Origin of the sequence: Candidatus Palauibacter australiensis, assembly GCA_026705295.1 — a bacterium.
In the GTDB taxonomy this organism is placed as follows: Bacteria; Gemmatimonadota; Gemmatimonadetes; order Palauibacterales; family Palauibacteraceae; genus Palauibacter; species Palauibacter australiensis.
In genome coordinates this window covers 1-15942 of the sequence record JAPPBA010000131.1, presented here as the reverse complement: position 1 = coordinate 15942, position 15942 = coordinate 1, and the positions used below count along the sequence as shown (strand labels likewise).

Here is a 15942-nt window from a genome sequence, read left to right as displayed (position 1 = left end):
GGCAGGAGGGGATCGACCCGTGGACGGCGACGAGCCTCTGGATGGGCGACCCCCTGGATCTCGACTGGGCGCTCTGGGTCCTCTGGGCGCAGTACGACACCAGGCCGCTGGCCGCGTGAGGGAGCTTGCGGGGCCGCGGTTCCCGGCTCCTTGACGCGGTGACGCCATGGTGTGATGGTGCGACACCATGAGAACCACATTAAACCTCGACGCCGACGTCCACCGCGCCGTGAAGAGCCTCGCGCGGGAGCGCGGAGAGAGTCTCGGCGCCGTCGCTTCGGCGTTGATCCGGCGCGCATTGCGACCACGTCGCACGGCGACTTCGAATGGCCCGGTGTCCCGGATCAGCGGCTTTCCTGTGGTCGACGTGCCCGAAGACGCCCCTCCGATCACGCCCGAGATGGTGGCGGAGGCGTTGGAGGATATCTGATACGCCTCCTGGACGTGAACGTTCTCGTCGCGCTCGCGTGGCCCAACCACATCCACCACAGCCGGGCCGACGCCTGGTTTCGATCGATACGACAAACGGGCTGGGCCACCTGTCCGGTCACGGAATCGGGCTTCGTCCGGATATCGAGCAACGCCAGGGCGCTTGAGGGTGCCCTGATGCCTCAGGAGGCACGCGTCCTGCTTCGCCGAGTGCGGGACATGCCTGGGCACGTGTTCTGGCGCGATGACGTCTCGCCTGCAGCGTCGCGCGAATCGGCCTCCACGGAATCAGCCTTCGAGAAAGTGGTTGGCTACCGCCAGTTCACCGACGCGCACCTCTTGACGCTCGCCATGCATCGAGGCGGGTGCCTTGCGACGTTCGACAGGGGCGTCGCGCAACTGACCCCGCCGGGCGCCTCGGACGCGGTCGACGTGATTCCTTAGCCGTCAGAGCTGCTTCACTTCCTCCGTGATGCGGGCGAGGGCGTCGGAGGCGTCTCCGAAGAACATGCGGTTGTTCCGCAGGTAGAAGAGCGGGTTGTCGATGCCGGCGTAGCCCACCGAGAGCGAGCGCTTGATGACGATGCACGTCTTCGCGCGGTCCGTCTCGATGATTGGCATGCCCCCGATCGGGCTCGAGGGGTCGTCGCGCGCGAGCGGGTTCACCACGTCGTTCGCGCCCACGACCACGGCGACATCGATGTTCTCCATGTCCGGGTTCACGTCCTCGGGCTCGCAGAGCTGCTCGTACGGCACGTTCGCCTCGGCGAGGAGGACGTTCATGTGGCCGGGCATCCGCCCCGCCACCGGGTGTACGCAGTAGCGCACCGAGACGCCGCGCTCGGTCAGCAGGTCGGCGAGTTCGCGCACCCGGTGCTGCGCCTGCGCCACCGCGAGGCCGTAGCCGGGCACGAAGATGACCTGCGAGGCGTAGCCCAGGACCATGGCGGAGTCCTCGGCCTCGATCGGCGTCGCCACCCGGTCGCCGTCCGCCGCGCGCCCCGCCGTCGCCGCGCCGGTCCCGAAGGCGCTGAACAGGACGTTCGCCAGCGAGCGGTTCATCGCGCGGCACATGATGCCGGTGAGGATGAGCCCCGAGGCGCCCACGAGCGCGCCCGAGATGATGAGCGCGTTGTTCTCGAGCACGAACCCGGCCGAAGCCGCCGCGAGCCCGGAATAGGAGTTGAGCAGCGCCACCACGACGGGCATGTCCGCGCCCCCGATCGGAATCACGAACAGGACGCCGAGGATGAGCGCGGCCGCGATCAGACACCCGTAGAAGACGAGGCTCGACTCGAAGCCGACCAGGTAGACCGCCAGGACCACGGCGAAGCCCAGCAGGAGGCCGGCGGAGAACTTCACGAGCGGGTTCGAGATCGCGTTGCCGGTCACGAACCCCTGCAGCTTCCCGAACGCGATCATGCTGCCCGAGAAGGTGACGGCGCCGATCAGCGTCCCGGCCATGATCGACACCCCGGAGTCGATGGCGAGCGCCTCCGTGCCCGCGCCGCCCGCGACCCGCAGGTATTCCCCGACCGCGACGAGGCCGGACGCGGCCCCGCCGAAGCCGTTGAAGACCGCGACCATCTCCGGCATGGCCGTCATCTTCACGGTCCGGGCCATGACGCCACCGATCAGCCCCCCGATGGCGACGCCGGCGATGATCCACGTGTACTCCAGGCCGCTCTCGAGCAGCGTCGCGATCACCGCGAGCAGCATGCCGACGGCGGCGAGCCGGTTGCCGCCCGCCGCCGTTTCCGGATGGCTGAGCCGCTTGATCCCGAGGATGAAGAGAACGGCGGACGCCAGGTAGGCGAGCGGGATGATCGTGGAGAATCCGGACATTTCCATCGCTCAGCTCGCGTCCTTGCTCTTGAACATCTGGAGCATGCGGTCGGTGACGAGAAAGCCGCCGACGACGTTGATCGTGGCGAGGATCAGCGCCGCCAGCCCGATCCACCGCATGAGATGCGCGTCTCCGGCGCGTCCGATCACGAGCAGCGCGCCCACGATCGAGATCCCGGAGATCGCGTTCGACCCCGACATGAGCGGCGTGTGCAGCGTGGGCGGCACCTTCGTGATGAGTTCGAAGCCCACGAACATCGCGAGCACGAACACATACAGTCCGATCAGGAGCGTTCCTTCCATCGGCCAGGCCTCGTCGTTGGGTTGCGCCCGGGAGCGACGGCTCCGGGCTCCGTCATCATGCGTGCGTCACGCGTGCGTCACGCGCCGAACCGGACCTCGCCCGCGTGCGTCACGCAGCAGGGCCCGATCACGTCGTCCTCCAGGTCCACCGCCACGCCCTCCTCCCCGATCATCGGCTTCACGAGCGCGGAGAGGTTGCGTCCGAGCAACTGGCTGGCGTGGTAGGGAAGCGAGCCGGGCACGTTGAGCGGGGCGTGGATCGTCACGCCGCGCTCAACGACCGTCTCTCCGGGCGACGAAAGGGCACAGTTGCCCCCCGCCTCGCCGGCCAGATCGACGATCACCGAGCCCGTCTTCATCCGGTCCACCGTCTCCTCGGTGATCAGCACCGGGGCGGGTCGGCCCGGCACGAGCGCCGTCGTGATGACGACGTCCGCGCGCGCCACGTGCTGCGCTAGCAGCTCCCGCTGCCGCGCCTGCTCCGCCTCTTCGAGTTCCTTCGCGTAACCGCCCTCCGTCTCCGCGTCCTCCGCCGCGCCCTCGGCGCCCTCGGCACCCTCCTGCAGGTCCACGAACTTCGCGCCGAGGCTCTCGACCTCCTCGCGCACGGCGGCGCGGATGTCGTAGCCCCAGGTGTCCGCGCCGAGCCGGCGCGCCGTCGCGAGCGCCTGCAAGCCCGCGACCCCCGCCCCGAGCACGAGCACGCGCGCCGGTGAGAGCGTCCCCGCCGCCGTCATGAGGAGGGGAAAGATCCGTCCCAGCGAGTTCGCGCCGAGAAGGACGGCCTTGTAGCCCGCCAGGTTGCTCTGCGAGGAGAGGGCGTCCATCGACTGCGCGCGCGTGATCCGCGGCACGAGTTCCAGCGCCAGCGCCGTGACCCCGCCCCCGGCCAGCCGCTCGATCAGCGCCGCGTTCTCGTGCGGGCGGAGGAGGCAGGCGAGGACCGTACCCTCCCGGAGTCCGTCCGCCTCCGCCTCGGAAGGCGGGGCGACCCTGAACACGATGTCGGCTTCGCCCAGGAGCTGGCCGGCGTCGGCGACGATCTCCACGCCCACCTGCTCGTAGTCTGTGTCGGGGAATCCGGCCGCCAGCCCCGCCCCCGCCTCGATGGCGATCGAAATGTCATCCGAGCGCAGGCGCTTCGCCCCGTCCGGCGTGAGGGCGACCCGCGACTCCCCGGCGGCGGTCTCCCGCGGGACACAGATTCGAACGCTCAAGGGCGACTCCCATCATCCACGGTGTTGATCCACGGTGTTGATTCACGGTTCTGCTGCGTATGCGGCGGCGCCGCGAATCTTGACCGCCTGACCGCCGCGCGCAACGCACCGCACGGCGCGAGAACGCTCTCGATTGCGCGGCGGGGCCGGTGAGTGCCTATTCCCGGAAAGTTCCAGCCCCAGGAGGACCGCATGTTTCGCCGTTCGTTCACCGCCCTCGCCACGACGGCTGCCGCGCTGTCGGTTGCCGCGCTTTCGGTCGTTGCCGCGGATCTGGCCGCCCAGGACGCGGTCGCGCTCGCCGTTGCGCCCATCCCCACCGAAACCGAGCAGGCGACCGCGAAGGTCATCCAGAAGCAGGGGGACGAGTGGGTGACGCTGCGCGAGGGCGCCGGGCCGTTCGTCTGCGTCGCGGACGACCCCGCCGCCGACGGCTTCCACTCCGCCTGCTATCACACGTCGCTCGAGCCCTACATGGCGCGCGGCCGCGAACTCACTTCGCAGGGGACCGTCGGCCGGCCCAACGTCGAGCAGCGGATGGCCGAGATCGAGGCGGGTACGCTGGAGATGCCGAGTTACGCCTTCCTGCACGCGATCTACGCGGCCGAAGGCTGGTCCGGAGACATGGATGCGGTGCAGCGGCACCAGGCGGTCATCTACACGCCCTTCGCGACCGCCGAAGATCTGGGTCTCCCCACGAGGGCGACGAGGGGCGCGTGGCTGATGGGGGCGGGTACGGCGAACGCCCACGTCATGATCACGCCCTAGGCGACCCGCCGATCCCGTAGCGTCGGATGAACCGTGGCTGAACTCACGCGACACCAGTTGAGCGCACTGCTGCTCAGCGCCCTGCGCGACAGGGGGCTGGGCGCGCGGGACCTCTTCGAGGGCCGCCAGGAGCCGCTCTCCTGGTTCTTCCGCGTCGTGGCCTACGACCAGTCAGAGCTCGACATCCTCGAGTCCGGCGCGCTGGACACCCTCCACGCGCCGTCCGCCATGGTCGAACTCGTCATCGACGAGATGGCGCTCGGCCTCGCCAACATCGGCACCGAGGGGCTCGGCACCTACCTCGCCTCGCCCCCATCGGACGTCCCGGGCCACAACGCGCGCGACGCGCTGGAACTCGACGGCGAGGTGATGCTCGGATACGTCCACATCGACGTCGCGCCTCCCGCCCTCTGGCTGGACGAGCGGGAGTCGAACCCCTCGCGCAACGACGCGCTCGCGACGCGGCTCTCCAAGGTGGCGCAGGAGGTGGGGGCGGTCTCGGACACGGTCGAGGTGCACATCGAGGGCGCGCTCGACCCGGACGGCGGGTGGACCGATCCGACGGAAAACGTGCGCCCCGCCGGTGTGGCGGTCCACTTCACCTTCGACATCCCCCTCGTCGGCACGGGGAAGCGGGAACTCGCCAAGGTCTTCGCGCGGGCGGCGGAAGGGGCCCGCGACGCGGTGGAGGGGATGCGGTCCGTCTTCCGCGGAGACGGCGAATAGCCGCCCGCGGCAAAACCCGCCGCCTCGTTTTCTCCGCCGCAGCCTGCGCCGCCGGCCTCTTCGCCGGCTGCGATGCCTCCGCCCCGCCGGTCTCGATCGACTGGGTCGAGGAGGGGGACGGCGCCCGCGCGCGTCTCCTGTCGTTCCGGGGGGAGCCCGGGGGCGGCTTCACGTCGCTGGAGCCGCGGAGAACGGGCATCGAGGCGGTCCCCACCGTCTCGCGGGAGGCCCGGCTCGCGAACCGCACGCTCATCCACGGCGTCGGCGCAGCGCTCGGGGACGTGGACGGGGACGGCTGGGTCGACCTCTACCTCTGCATGCTGGACCGGCCGAACGTCCTCTACCGCAACCTGGGAGGCTGGCGCTTCGAGGACGTGACGGCGCGCTCCGGGGCCGGGCTCGGGGACCGGCTGTCGCGGGGCGCCGTGCTCGCCGATGCGGAGGGCGACGGCGACCTCGACCTCTTCGTTGCCGTACACGGGGGGACGAACGCGCTCCTCCTGAACGACGGGAGCGGCGTCTTCGAGGAGGTCGACGCGGGGTTCGAAGGGGAATGGGGAAGCAGCACGCTCGCGCTCGCCGACACCGACGGGGACGGGGACCTCGACGCGTACTTCGCCAACTACAAGACGGTGCAGGCGGACGACCTCTTCAGCCCCGAGGAGCGGAGTCCGCGGGAGATGGCCGATCGGGTGGGGGACGAGCTGGTCGTGAGGCCGCCCTACGACCGCCACTACCGGCTGCGGCTGGAGGGAGAGCGGGTGCTGCGGTTCGAACTCGCGGATCCGGACGAGTTCTACCTCAACGATGGGTCGGGCCGCTTCGAACCCGTCGGCCTCGGAGGCGGAGCGTTTCGGGGTGCGGACGGCGAGCCGGTCGCGGAGGTGCCGCGGGCGTGGGGACTGGTCGCGCGCTTCTTCGATGCGGACGACGACGGGGACGCCGACCTCTTCGTCGCCAACGACCTGGGGAGCCGGGACGGGTTCTGGCTCAACGAGGGGGGCGTCTTCACCGCCGCTTCGGAACTCGCCTTCCGCACCGAGAGCGCCTCCTCGATGGGGGTCGACTTCTCGGACATCGACGGAGATGGCGACACGGACTTCGTGACGACGGAGATGCTCTCGCCCGATCCGGTGCGGAGGCGGGAGCAGGTCGCCCTCGGCGCGGCCGGATGGACGCCCCCCGGCGGGCACGGGACGCGGGTGTCGGCGGACCGGAACACCCTGCAGCTCAACCGGGGCGACGGGACCTGGGCCGAGACGGCGCGTGCGGCGGGGCTCGACGCCTCGGAATGGACGTGGGGCGCGATGTTCCTCGACGTCGAACTCGACGGCTACGAGGACCTGCTGATCACGAACGGACACGGCTGGGATCCGCTCGACGGCGACACGCAGGAGGCGCTGCGGACCGGCCGCATCCAGGTGGACTGGCGCGAGGAACTCGGGGTGTTTCCGCCGCTCCGGCTGCGGAACCTCGCGTTCCGCAATCTCGGCGACGGCGCCTTCGTCGACATGACCCGAAGCTGGGGATACGGGACGGAGCCGGACGTGAGCCACGGGATCGCGGCGGCGGACTTCGACCGGGACGGCGACCGCGACGTCGTGATCACGCGCCTGGACGAACCGCCGCTCATCCTGCGGAACGACGCCGGGAGGGCGCGGGTCGCCCTGCGCGTGCTCGGGGAGGCGGGAAACACGCAGGCGATCGGGGCGCGCGTGACGCTGGCTGCGCCGCCGGGCACAGGCTCGGGCCCAGGCCCGGGCACGGTCCCCCTCCAGACGCGGCAGGTGACCTCCGGCGGCCTCTACCTGTCCGGCTCGGATCCGGGGCTCACCTTCGCGATGGGCGATCGCGAGGCGGCCGAAGCGATGATCACGTGGCCTTCGGGGCGGAGCCGCACCGTCCGCGTGCTCGCGAACCACGCCTACGAGGTGGAGCCGCCCCCCGATGGCGGGGCCGGCGAGGGCGAGCCGGAGCATGTGGCCGTGCCGGGCGGCGATGCCGGGGCGGGGAGCGGCGCGGCGCTCTTCGCCGAAAGGGAGGCGGTCGGGCGGCACGGCGAATCGGCCTTTGATGAGCTGGCCCGGCAGCCGCTCGTGCCGCTCGAGCTGTCCCGCGGCGGCCCGGGCGTGGCGTGGGTGGATGCGGATGCGGATGGCGACCCGGACCTGCTCATCGGCGCGGGGGCGGGAGGCCGCGCCCAGCTCGCCGTCAACGAAGCCGGGCGGCTGGCGGACCCCGTGCCCATCGGCGCCCCCGCCGTCGGCGACCACACGTCCATCATCGCGCTCCCCACAGCCGGTCGCCCGGTCATCATCGCGGGCGTCAGCGCCTGGGAAGCCCGCTCGCCGGCCGACCTCGACGCGATTCCGCCCCTCGCCCGCCTCGATGCGGGCCCCGCGCCGGCCGTCCCGCCGAGCCGCCACGCGACGGGCCCCCTGGCGGCCGCCGACGTTGACGGAGACGGCGACCTCGACCTCTTCGCCGGCGCCCGCGCCACCCCCGGCGCCTACCCCCTGCCCGCCGACTCGAGACTGCTCCTGGCCGAGGGCGGCGACTCGGGCGGCGACCCGGGCGGCGACCTGGGCGGCGACCCGGGCGGCCACTGGGTCGTTGACGCCGAGGCCGCCGAGACGCTGCGCGGGATCGGCCTCGTCTCCGGGGCCGTGTTCTCAGACGTGGACGGCGACGGCGATCCAGACCTCCTCCTCGCGCTGGAGTGGGGACCGGTCCGGCTGCTGGAGAACGACGGGGGACGCTTCAGCGACGCGACGGAAGCCTGGGGCCTGGCCGCGCACACCGGCCGCTGGAACGGCATCGCGACGGGAGACTTCAACGGGGATGGCCGCCCCGACCTGGCGGTGACGGCGTGGGGAGCGAACACCGGGCGCTTCGCGAGCCCCGAGCGGCCCGTCGGCGCCGTCGCGTCCGACTTCGACGGGAACGGGCTCGTCGACCTCATCGAGTTCGAGACCGGTGCGGACGGCGTCCGGCGTCCCGTGCGCGACTACCTCACGCTCGGGAGGACGCTCCCCTTCCTGCGGCGGGCGGCCCCCACGTTCGAGACCTTCGCCCGGAGCTCCGTCGACGACCTCCTCGGAACGGGACGCACGGGACTCTACCGGACGAGCGCCGTCACGCTGCTGCACACCGTTTTCCTCAATGCGGGGGGGCGGTTCGAGCCGCGCCCGCTGCCGGCGGCCGCCCAACTCGCCCCCGCGTTCGGCGTCGCCGTGGCGGACTTCGACCGGGACGGCCGCGAGGACCTCTTTCTGGCGCAGAACTACTTTGCGACGCCGCAGGGTCTCGGGCGCCACGACGCGGGTCGCGGCGACGTGCTGCTCGGCGACGGGGCGGGCGGGTTCACGGTCCTCGAGGCGGAGCGGAGCGGGGTCGAGGCGTACGGAGACGGCCGCGCGGTCGCCGTGGCCGACTTCGACGCCGACGGGCGCTGGGACCTGGCCGTCGGGCAGAACGGAGCCGAGACCGCCATCTTCCGCGGGCAGGGCGGGGCGCCGGGCCTCCGGGTTCGGCTGTCGGCGGCCGGGGCGTCGGCGGCCGGGGCGTCGGCCGCCGGCGTGTCCCCGGGGGGCGCGTCTCGCGGCGTCGCCGGCGGCCGGCTGCGGCCGAGGTACGCCGACGGAAGCGAGGGTCCCGCGCGGGAGATCCAGTTTGGGAGCGGGTATTGGTCCTTCAACGGGTCCGTGCAGGTGCTGGGGCGCGCGGCGGACATCCGCGCCCTGACCGTACGTTGGCCGGACGGCGTCGAGGAGACGTTCCCGGTGGAGGCCGGAGCGCCGGAGGTGACGCTGAGGAAAGGCGAGGGTTCGTGAGAGTCGACGGCGCGGTGGCCCGGACGCGGGGCCGGCTCACGGTGGCTGCGGGACGGCTCGCGGCTGCGCGGCTGACGGCTGCGCTGCTTGCCGTCGCGCTGCCCATCGGCTGCGGAGAACCGGCCGCCGACCCCGCGGGCCGCGGCCCCTCGGACGGGACGCTCGAGATGGCCGCCCGCCTGCTCGCGCTGGCCGACTCGGCAGACCCCCTGCTCGACGAGCAACTCAACACCGAGCGCCTCCGCTACCTCACGAACCTGCCGCCCTCGCCCGACGGCGCGGAGATGCTCGTGCGCGTCGCGAACGCCGCGCGGGAACTCCTGAACGCGGGACACACCCAGCCCGCGCTCGAACAGCTCATCTTCGTCGACCAGACGCTGGAGCAAACCCCGGCCGAGCCCTTCCCCGGCTTCCGCCGCTCCATCGAGGAACTCATCGGGATCGCCTTCCTGCGCCTCGGCGCCGAGGTTGCGTGCCCCGCCGCGGGACCCGCCGCGGGCACCGTCGAGCCGGCCCTGGAGCGCTCCCCCTGCTGGCCCGCCGTGCCCCCGGCTGTCTCCGGCCCCGCCCCCGCCCCCGGTCCGGTCTCCGATTCGGCGCGCGCGGCCCTGAACGCGGCGATCGGCTGGCACCGGTCGCTCCTGCAGTTGCGCCCCGACGACCTGCGGGCGCGCTGGGTCCTGAACCTCGCCGCCATGACCGCCGGCACGTGGCCCGACAGCGTCCCGCCCCAGTACCGGATCGAGGCGACCGCCGTGGGCGGGACCGGAGAGTTCCCCCGCTTCGAGGAGGTGGCCACGCGCGCCGGTCTGGACGCGGTCTCCCTCTCCGGCGGCGCCATCGTCGATGACCTCAACGGCGACGGCCTGCCGGACGTGATGACGTCCTCGCGCGGCCTGCTGCACCCACTCCGCTACTTCGAGAGCGATGGCGCGGGCCGCTTCGTCGACCGCACCGCCGAGGCGGGGCTCGAGGGCCTCCTCGGCGGGCTCAACCTCGTCCACGCCGACTACGACAACGACGGCGACGCCGACGTCTTCGTCCTCCGCGGCGGCTGGCTCGTCCAGCCGCTCCCCAACTCCCTCCTGCGCAACGACGGCGGCGTCTTCGCCGACGTGACGCGGGAGGCCGGACTCTACTCCGAGCACCCCACGCAGACCGGCGCGTGGGCCGACTTCGACGGCGACGGCTGGCTCGATCTCTTCATCGGAAACGAGTCGAGGGACAGCCTGGCCCACCGCAGCGAACTCTACCGGAACCGCGGCGACGGCACGTTCGAGGAGGTCGGCGCGGCCGTCGGCATCGACGCGACCGACTTCGTGAAGGGCGTCACCTGGGGGGACTACGACAACGACGGCCGCCCGGACCTGTACCTGTCGATCCTCCACGCTTCCAACCGCCTGTACCGGAACCTGGGCCCGACGGAGGATGGCGGCTGGGCCTTCGAGGATGTGACCGCGACGGCCGGCGTCGGGGAACCGCAGGCCAGCTTCCCCACCTGGTTCTGGGATTTCGACAACGACGGCTGGCTCGACATCTACGTCGCGGGCTACGCCGCGCAGACCGCGGACCTCGTGCGCGAGATGACCGGCGAACCGCACTCCGCCGCCCTCCCGCGCCTGTACCGGAACCTGGGGGACGGCACCTTCGCCGATGTCACCGCCGCGCAGGGTCTCGACCGGATCATGTACGCGATGGGATCGAACTACGGCGATCTCGACGGCGACGGCCGGCTCGACTTCCTCGTTGGGACGGGCGATCCCGACCTCCGGCAGTTGATGCCGAACCGAATGTTCCGCAACCTCGGCGACCGCTTCGAGGAGATCACCGGCGCGGGCGGGTTCGGGAGCCTGCACAAGGGACACGCCGTCTCCTTCGTGGACATCGACAACGACGGAGACACCGACGCCCATATCCAGCTCGGGGGCGCCATGGAGGGGGACCTCTCGCCGAACGCCCTGTACGAGAACCCCGGGTTCGACCACCGCTGGATCGCGCTCACGCTGGTGGGCGAACGGGCGAACCGGCCCGGGATCGGCGCCCGCATCGCGGTGACGGTCGAGGGCCCGGACGGCCCGCGACGCATCCACCGCCGCGCCGGCACGGGCGGGAGCTTCGGCGCGAACCCGCTGCGCCAGGAGATCGGGCTGGGCCGGGCGACCCGGATCGAGTCCGTCGAGATCCGCTGGCCGGGTTCGGGCACCGTGGACCGGATCACCGGCCTCGCCCTCGACCGCGCCTACCGCATCCGCGAGGGCACGGGCATCGCCGAACCGCTGGAGAGACCCCGGATCCGCCTCGGCGGCTAGCCGCCCCGGCCAGGGTCGCGGGGCTCCGCGCCGAAGCCCTCCAGGGACAGGACCCGCCGCACCAGGTCCACCTGCCGCGAGATGCCCTGTTTGCGGTAAAGCTGCTTCAGATGCCACCGAACGGTCTCTTCCGTACGCTCGATCAGCCGCGCGATGTCCTTCACCGTTTGGCCGGTCGCAAGCGCCACGGCCAGCTCGCTCTCCATCCGCGTCAGGTCAAGGGCCCTTGCCACATGAACCGGATCGAGCCGGGCGCGGCTGGTGGAATCTACGAGGAGGACGACCGCTCCCAACCTGCGCGCACGGAAGTGCGGATAGTCATCGCCCGCCGGGGCGATGTGCAGAGCCAGCCGTTCGGGGCGAGAAGAAGGCTGCGTGATCGCCATGGAGCCGGTGGAGCCCTGCACTCCCCAGGGCCGCAGGGCGAGCGCCAGCAGGCGAGACAGTTCGGCGTTCTCCTCCGGCATCCGGGCATGCAGGAACCCCTCCAGGTCCATCAGGCCATCGCGCTGCCGCAAGGTCTCCAGCGCCCGGTCGTTCGCCGTTATGATCCGGCAGCGCCGGTCGAGATGGATGACACCGATACGCGGGCTGGCGATGAGACCGCTGGCGGAGATCGCCCCCGCCTCGGCTTCGACCAGCGCGTGGCGCAGGATCGCGGACTGGTGAATATGCGGCTGGAGTCGGCGGATCAGCCGGATCTGATCGGAACTCCAGCCTCCCGGCTCGGTGGAATCGAAGAGCTCCCAAACGGCACCTAGGCCATTGGGGCCGTCCAGCCGCATGCTGAGGCCGTTCTGCGCCTTGGTGTCGACCAGCGCTTCGTTCCAGGCGGGCGATGTCCTCTTCTCCGCGTCCGTGTACAGATCTCCCACGGATACAAGGCGCCCGTGCTCCAGTTGAGCGACGCGCGGGACACGCTCGTCCGTGGCCCAGTAGTCGGTGAAATACCGGTGTTCCCAGTCCTTGCGGCGCTGTCCGAAGAGGCAGACCTGGTTAAGGAAGACCGCGGGATCGGCTCCCTGTGCGCCGTAGAGCGTCAGGGCGCTGCCGCTCACATGATTGACTTCGCCGATCAGCCGATGGACCTCGACCCACCGCGCTTCGTCGAACGCGGCCTCATTCAACAAGGCCAGGATGCTGTCGTACGTATCCCCTCGGGATTTCATCTGCGTAGGCGTCGCCCTCGTTAACCCGGTCGTCGGCGTGTCGTCACCGACGATTGTTACGAGCGCGCCCCTCGTTTGACTACTCCCCAATTTTAGGTGCATTCCCCCCTGTTTTAGGGGGAGAGAAGTAAAGTCTATCTGCCTGCAACCGAACGTTTTGCGGGCTCTGTCAGAGTATCAGCGCCCGTTCCCGTCGGCGGTGGACCTCCCGCTATGAAGCCCCAGGGAGCTGCCGCGCGTACCGCCGATTTCGCCGATCATACGATCCACGTGGGGCCACGCGCTTGGAGATTCGTTTTCGCGCACTGTCGAACCTCGCCGGCCCGTAGGCACATAGGTATTGCCCTACAGCACATACATATTATGCATGCGTCCGTTTGCATGAACCCCCCAATTTTGGGGGGTTGCACCTGCTTTTGGGGGGAGAGATCGGGAGCGGTTTACGGTCCCCGAGGGTTCTACGGAACCGTCGCGCCGTTGCCGGCCGGGGCTTCGGGCCCGTTGCCGGCACCGAAGCCGAGGCCGAGTTGGGCCCCGAGGGTGAAGCGGGGGCCTGCGGGCGAGTGGTTGAGGGAGGCGGACCAGTTGAGGAGGCGGTCGCCGGGGATGCGGAGGCCGTAGTTGCCTCGGATGTCGAGCGCCCACGGGTCGCGGGTGTTCGCGGTCGGTTTGCCGGCGTTGGCGGCCGGGTCGCCGTCCGCGGTCGCTGACGCGGGGGCGTAGCGGCTGTAGATCTGCTCCTGCCAGAGGGCGTCACTGCCGGTGGCGGCGTCTCCCCAGCGCGGGGACATGGAGAGGGACAGGCCCTCGCCGCCGGGGTTTCCGAGGCTGAGGGTGAGGCCGAGGCCGCGCTCCTCGTAGCCGGCCACGGAGTGGACGGCGAGCATGCGGCCCTGCGCGTCGATGCGCAGCAGCCCGGCCCGGGCCCGCAGGCCGCCGGTGAGTTCGAGGCCGGTGCCGGGCTGGCCGGCGCCGCCGTCGCGCCGCACGTGGGCCTCGCCGAACGGGGCGAGGGTGAGCCCGCCGAGCCGGATCTGCTGGGACAGATCGGCGCCGAAGCGCAACTGGTTCACGGCCGCGGTCTGGCCGTGGAGGGTCTCCGTTCCGGCGTCGGTGGCGAGTTCGGCCCAGCCCGCGTCGGCCCGCAGGCCGAGTTCGAAGCCGCCGCCCGCGGCGAGCCGCCGGCGCAGTTCGACGAGGCCGAGACGCAGGCCGAGGCCGCTGGTTTCGGTGCGTCCGGAGTCGCGCACGTTGTCCGCATCGCCCCAGCCGGCGCCCGCGGTGGCCCACAGCGAAGTCGCGCCGCTGGACCACTGCAGGTAGGGGTGGACGGCGACGAGGCGCGTCTCGAGCGATCCGTTCGCCCGGCCTGCGCGCCAGTCGCCGGTGCCGCGGCTGCGGGCCACGGCGAGGCCGAGCATCCAGTGGTCGCTGAGCCGGGTGTCCACGCCCACGTAGCCGGTCTGCAGCTCGCCCTTGTAGTCGCTCGCGCCGGAGGGCGCGCCCTGGAACGTCTGGACATCGCCCTGCCCCCAGAGCTGGAAGCGCAGGCCTCCACCGCCGCCGCCGGCTTCCTGGCCGCCGCCGAAGGCGAACTGGAACTCGGAGCCGCGCAGCGGATCGCGTCCGCCCTGGAAGCGGGGGACGAGATCGCCGAAGCGGAAGAGGTCGCCGAGGCTCGCGCCGTCGCCGGAGCCGTCCATCGCGCCCCTGGAGGCCGCGCCCCTGGAGGCGTCAGCGCCCATCGCGGTGCCGGTCACGGGCATGCCCGTCGCGGCCATGGATGTGCCCGCGCCCAGCGGCGCGCCGGTCGACGTCATGGGGGGGCCGCCAGCGCCCGGCGTGCCGAGCCCGGCGCCCGGGGCGGCCCGCGAGTGGGCGCGCGAGGTGATGCCGGAGAGCCAGCCCGACCACATGCGCTCGGCTTCGGCCCGCGCTGCCTTCGTCCCGAGCGGGACCTTGCGGCCCATGAGCGTGAGTCCCGACGCCTCGGTGCGGCTCGCCGACGTCCGCCGGCCCAGCGTCATGCGCACGCTCGCCAGGTGTGACCGGGCCAGCCCCGCCATCGCGTGCGACACCACGTCGCGCGCCGCACGGTCCGACACGCCCACCGCCACCGTCTGCGTCGCCGTCAGGCCGCCCGCATCGGCCGCCGTCACCGTCACCTCCGCCGTGCCGTAGCCCGCCGGCACGAGCGTCAGCACGCTGCCGGCGACCGACGCCTCGACCACCGACGGGTTCGACGAGGAGGCACGGTACTCGAGCGCGTCGCCGTCCGTGTCCGAGAAGAACGGGCTCAGTTCGATGCTCGCCGGCTCGCCGCCCTCATCGAGCGACTGGCTCGGGATCGTCCCCACCGCGGCCGGCGCGTCGTTGACCGGCATGACCATCACCTCGACCGACGCTTCCGCCGTACCGCCGTTGCCGTCGTCGATCTCGTAGGCGAACGCGTCCGTGCCGTGCCAGTTCGCAGCCGGCGTGTAGCGCACACCGCCTGCGGCGATCTCCGCCGTCCCGTTCTCCGGCGCCGTCACGGACGACACGCGCAGGCCGTCGCCGTCCGGATCCGTGTCGTTGGCGAGCACGTTCACCGTCACCGGCTCGTCCTCTAGCGTCGTCGCCTGGTCGTCGGCCGCCTCCGGCACATCGTTCACCGGCGCCACCGTCACCTCGACGGCCGCGGACGCCGTCCCGCCGGCACCATCGTCCACCTCGTACATGAACGCGTCCGTGCCGTGCCAGTTGGCGGCCGGCGTGTACAGGATCCCGCCTGCCGCCGTCACGGCCGCCGTCCCGTTGGCCGGCGCCGACACCGACGACACCCACAGGCTGTCGCCGTCGATGTCCGTGTCGTTGGTAAGCACGTCGATCTCGACCGCGCCGTCCTCGTCCGCCGAAGCCGCGTCGTCGGCCGCCTCCGGCGCGTCGTTCACCGGCGCCACCGTCACCTCGACCGATGCCTCCGCCGTCCCGCCGTTGCCGTCGTCCACCTCGTACGTGAACGAGTCCGTGCCGTACCAGTTCGGATCGGGCGTGTACAACACCCCGCCGTCCGCCGAGACTGCCGCCGTCCCGTTCTCGGGCATCGTCACCGACGACACCCGAAGGCTGTCCCCGTCGGCGTCCGTATTGTTGGCCAGCACACCAATCTCGACCGCCACGTCCTCGTCGGTCGACGCCGCGTCTCCCGCCGCCTCCGGAAGCTCGTTCACGTTCACGACCGTCACCACGACCTCGGCCTCCGCCGACTCGCCCGCCGGGTCGCTCGCGCTCACCGTCAGTGCGTAAAGGTTCGGCTCCGCCTCGAAGTCCTCGCCGGGACCCACGTACAGCACCGCACCGT

The 15942-nt window shown here is 71.6% G+C and carries 11 protein-coding genes; 6 read left to right on the top strand and 5 right to left on the bottom strand.

Annotated elements, in window-relative coordinates; all coding sequences use genetic code 11:
* The first annotated feature begins 187 nt into the window (after nt 1–187).
* Together OXN85_10545 and OXN85_10540 are read left to right on the top strand one after the other, a co-directional pair.
* The gene (locus tag OXN85_10545) at nt 188–430 is read left to right on the top strand and encodes a ribbon-helix-helix domain-containing protein (protein ID MCY3600393.1); all 243 of its coding nucleotides are present in this window, start codon (nt 188–190) and stop codon (nt 428–430) included.
* Nucleotides 431–444: 14 nt separating this feature from the next.
* Nucleotides 445–873 carry a VapC toxin family PIN domain ribonuclease gene (locus OXN85_10540; protein ID MCY3600392.1) on the top strand — a complete coding sequence of 143 codons (429 nt, stop codon included), beginning with the start codon at nt 445–447 and terminating at the stop codon, nt 871–873.
* A 3-nt stretch (nt 874–876) separates the two neighbouring features.
* Here the strand turns inward: OXN85_10540 and OXN85_10535 are convergent, their stop codons facing one another.
* The 3 genes from OXN85_10535 to OXN85_10525 form a co-directional block, all read right to left on the bottom strand.
* Complete coding sequence (locus OXN85_10535) at nt 877–2274, bottom strand: NAD(P)(+) transhydrogenase (Re/Si-specific) subunit beta (protein MCY3600391.1); 1398 nt, start codon at nt 2272–2274, stop codon at nt 877–879.
* 9 nt (nt 2275–2283) lie between these two features.
* Nucleotides 2284–2577, bottom strand: coding sequence for an NAD(P) transhydrogenase subunit alpha (locus OXN85_10530; GenBank protein MCY3600390.1), 294 nt, complete (start codon nt 2575–2577; stop codon nt 2284–2286).
* Between the two features lie 77 nt (nt 2578–2654).
* Complete coding sequence (locus tag OXN85_10525) at nt 2655–3794, bottom strand: Re/Si-specific NAD(P)(+) transhydrogenase subunit alpha (GenBank protein MCY3600389.1); 1140 nt, start codon at nt 3792–3794, stop codon at nt 2655–2657.
* A 192-nt stretch (nt 3795–3986) separates the two neighbouring features.
* Between OXN85_10525 and OXN85_10520 the strand changes: the two genes are divergently transcribed.
* The 4 genes from OXN85_10520 (at nt 3987) to OXN85_10505 (ending at nt 11430) form a co-directional block, all read left to right on the top strand.
* Complete coding sequence (locus tag OXN85_10520) at nt 3987–4562, top strand: hypothetical protein (GenBank protein MCY3600388.1); 576 nt, start codon at nt 3987–3989, stop codon at nt 4560–4562.
* 33 nt (nt 4563–4595) lie between these two features.
* Entirely contained in the window at nt 4596–5288 is a 693-nt protein-coding gene (locus tag OXN85_10515) for a hypothetical protein (GenBank protein ID MCY3600387.1), read from the top strand.
* Nucleotides 5289–5569: 281 nt separating this feature from the next.
* Nucleotides 5570–9121 (top strand): FG-GAP-like repeat-containing protein, encoded by a 3552-nt coding sequence (locus OXN85_10510; GenBank protein ID MCY3600386.1) that lies wholly within the window; start codon nt 5570–5572, stop codon nt 9119–9121.
* Nucleotides 9118–11430 carry a CRTAC1 family protein gene (locus OXN85_10505; protein MCY3600385.1) on the top strand — a complete coding sequence of 771 codons (2313 nt, stop codon included), beginning with the start codon at nt 9118–9120 and terminating at the stop codon, nt 11428–11430. Before OXN85_10510 ends, OXN85_10505 begins: the two co-directional genes overlap by 4 nt.
* Here the strand turns inward: OXN85_10505 and OXN85_10500 are convergent.
* The gene (locus OXN85_10500) at nt 11427–12701 is read right to left on the bottom strand and encodes a helix-turn-helix transcriptional regulator (protein ID MCY3600384.1); all 1275 of its coding nucleotides are present in this window, start codon (nt 12699–12701) and stop codon (nt 11427–11429) included. The two genes, OXN85_10505 and OXN85_10500, sit on opposite strands and share 4 nt — an antisense overlap.
* A 356-nt stretch (nt 12702–13057) precedes the next feature.
* Nucleotides 13058–15942 (bottom strand): tandem-95 repeat protein (locus tag OXN85_10495; protein ID MCY3600383.1); only part of this gene is annotated, 2885 nt, incomplete at its 5' end.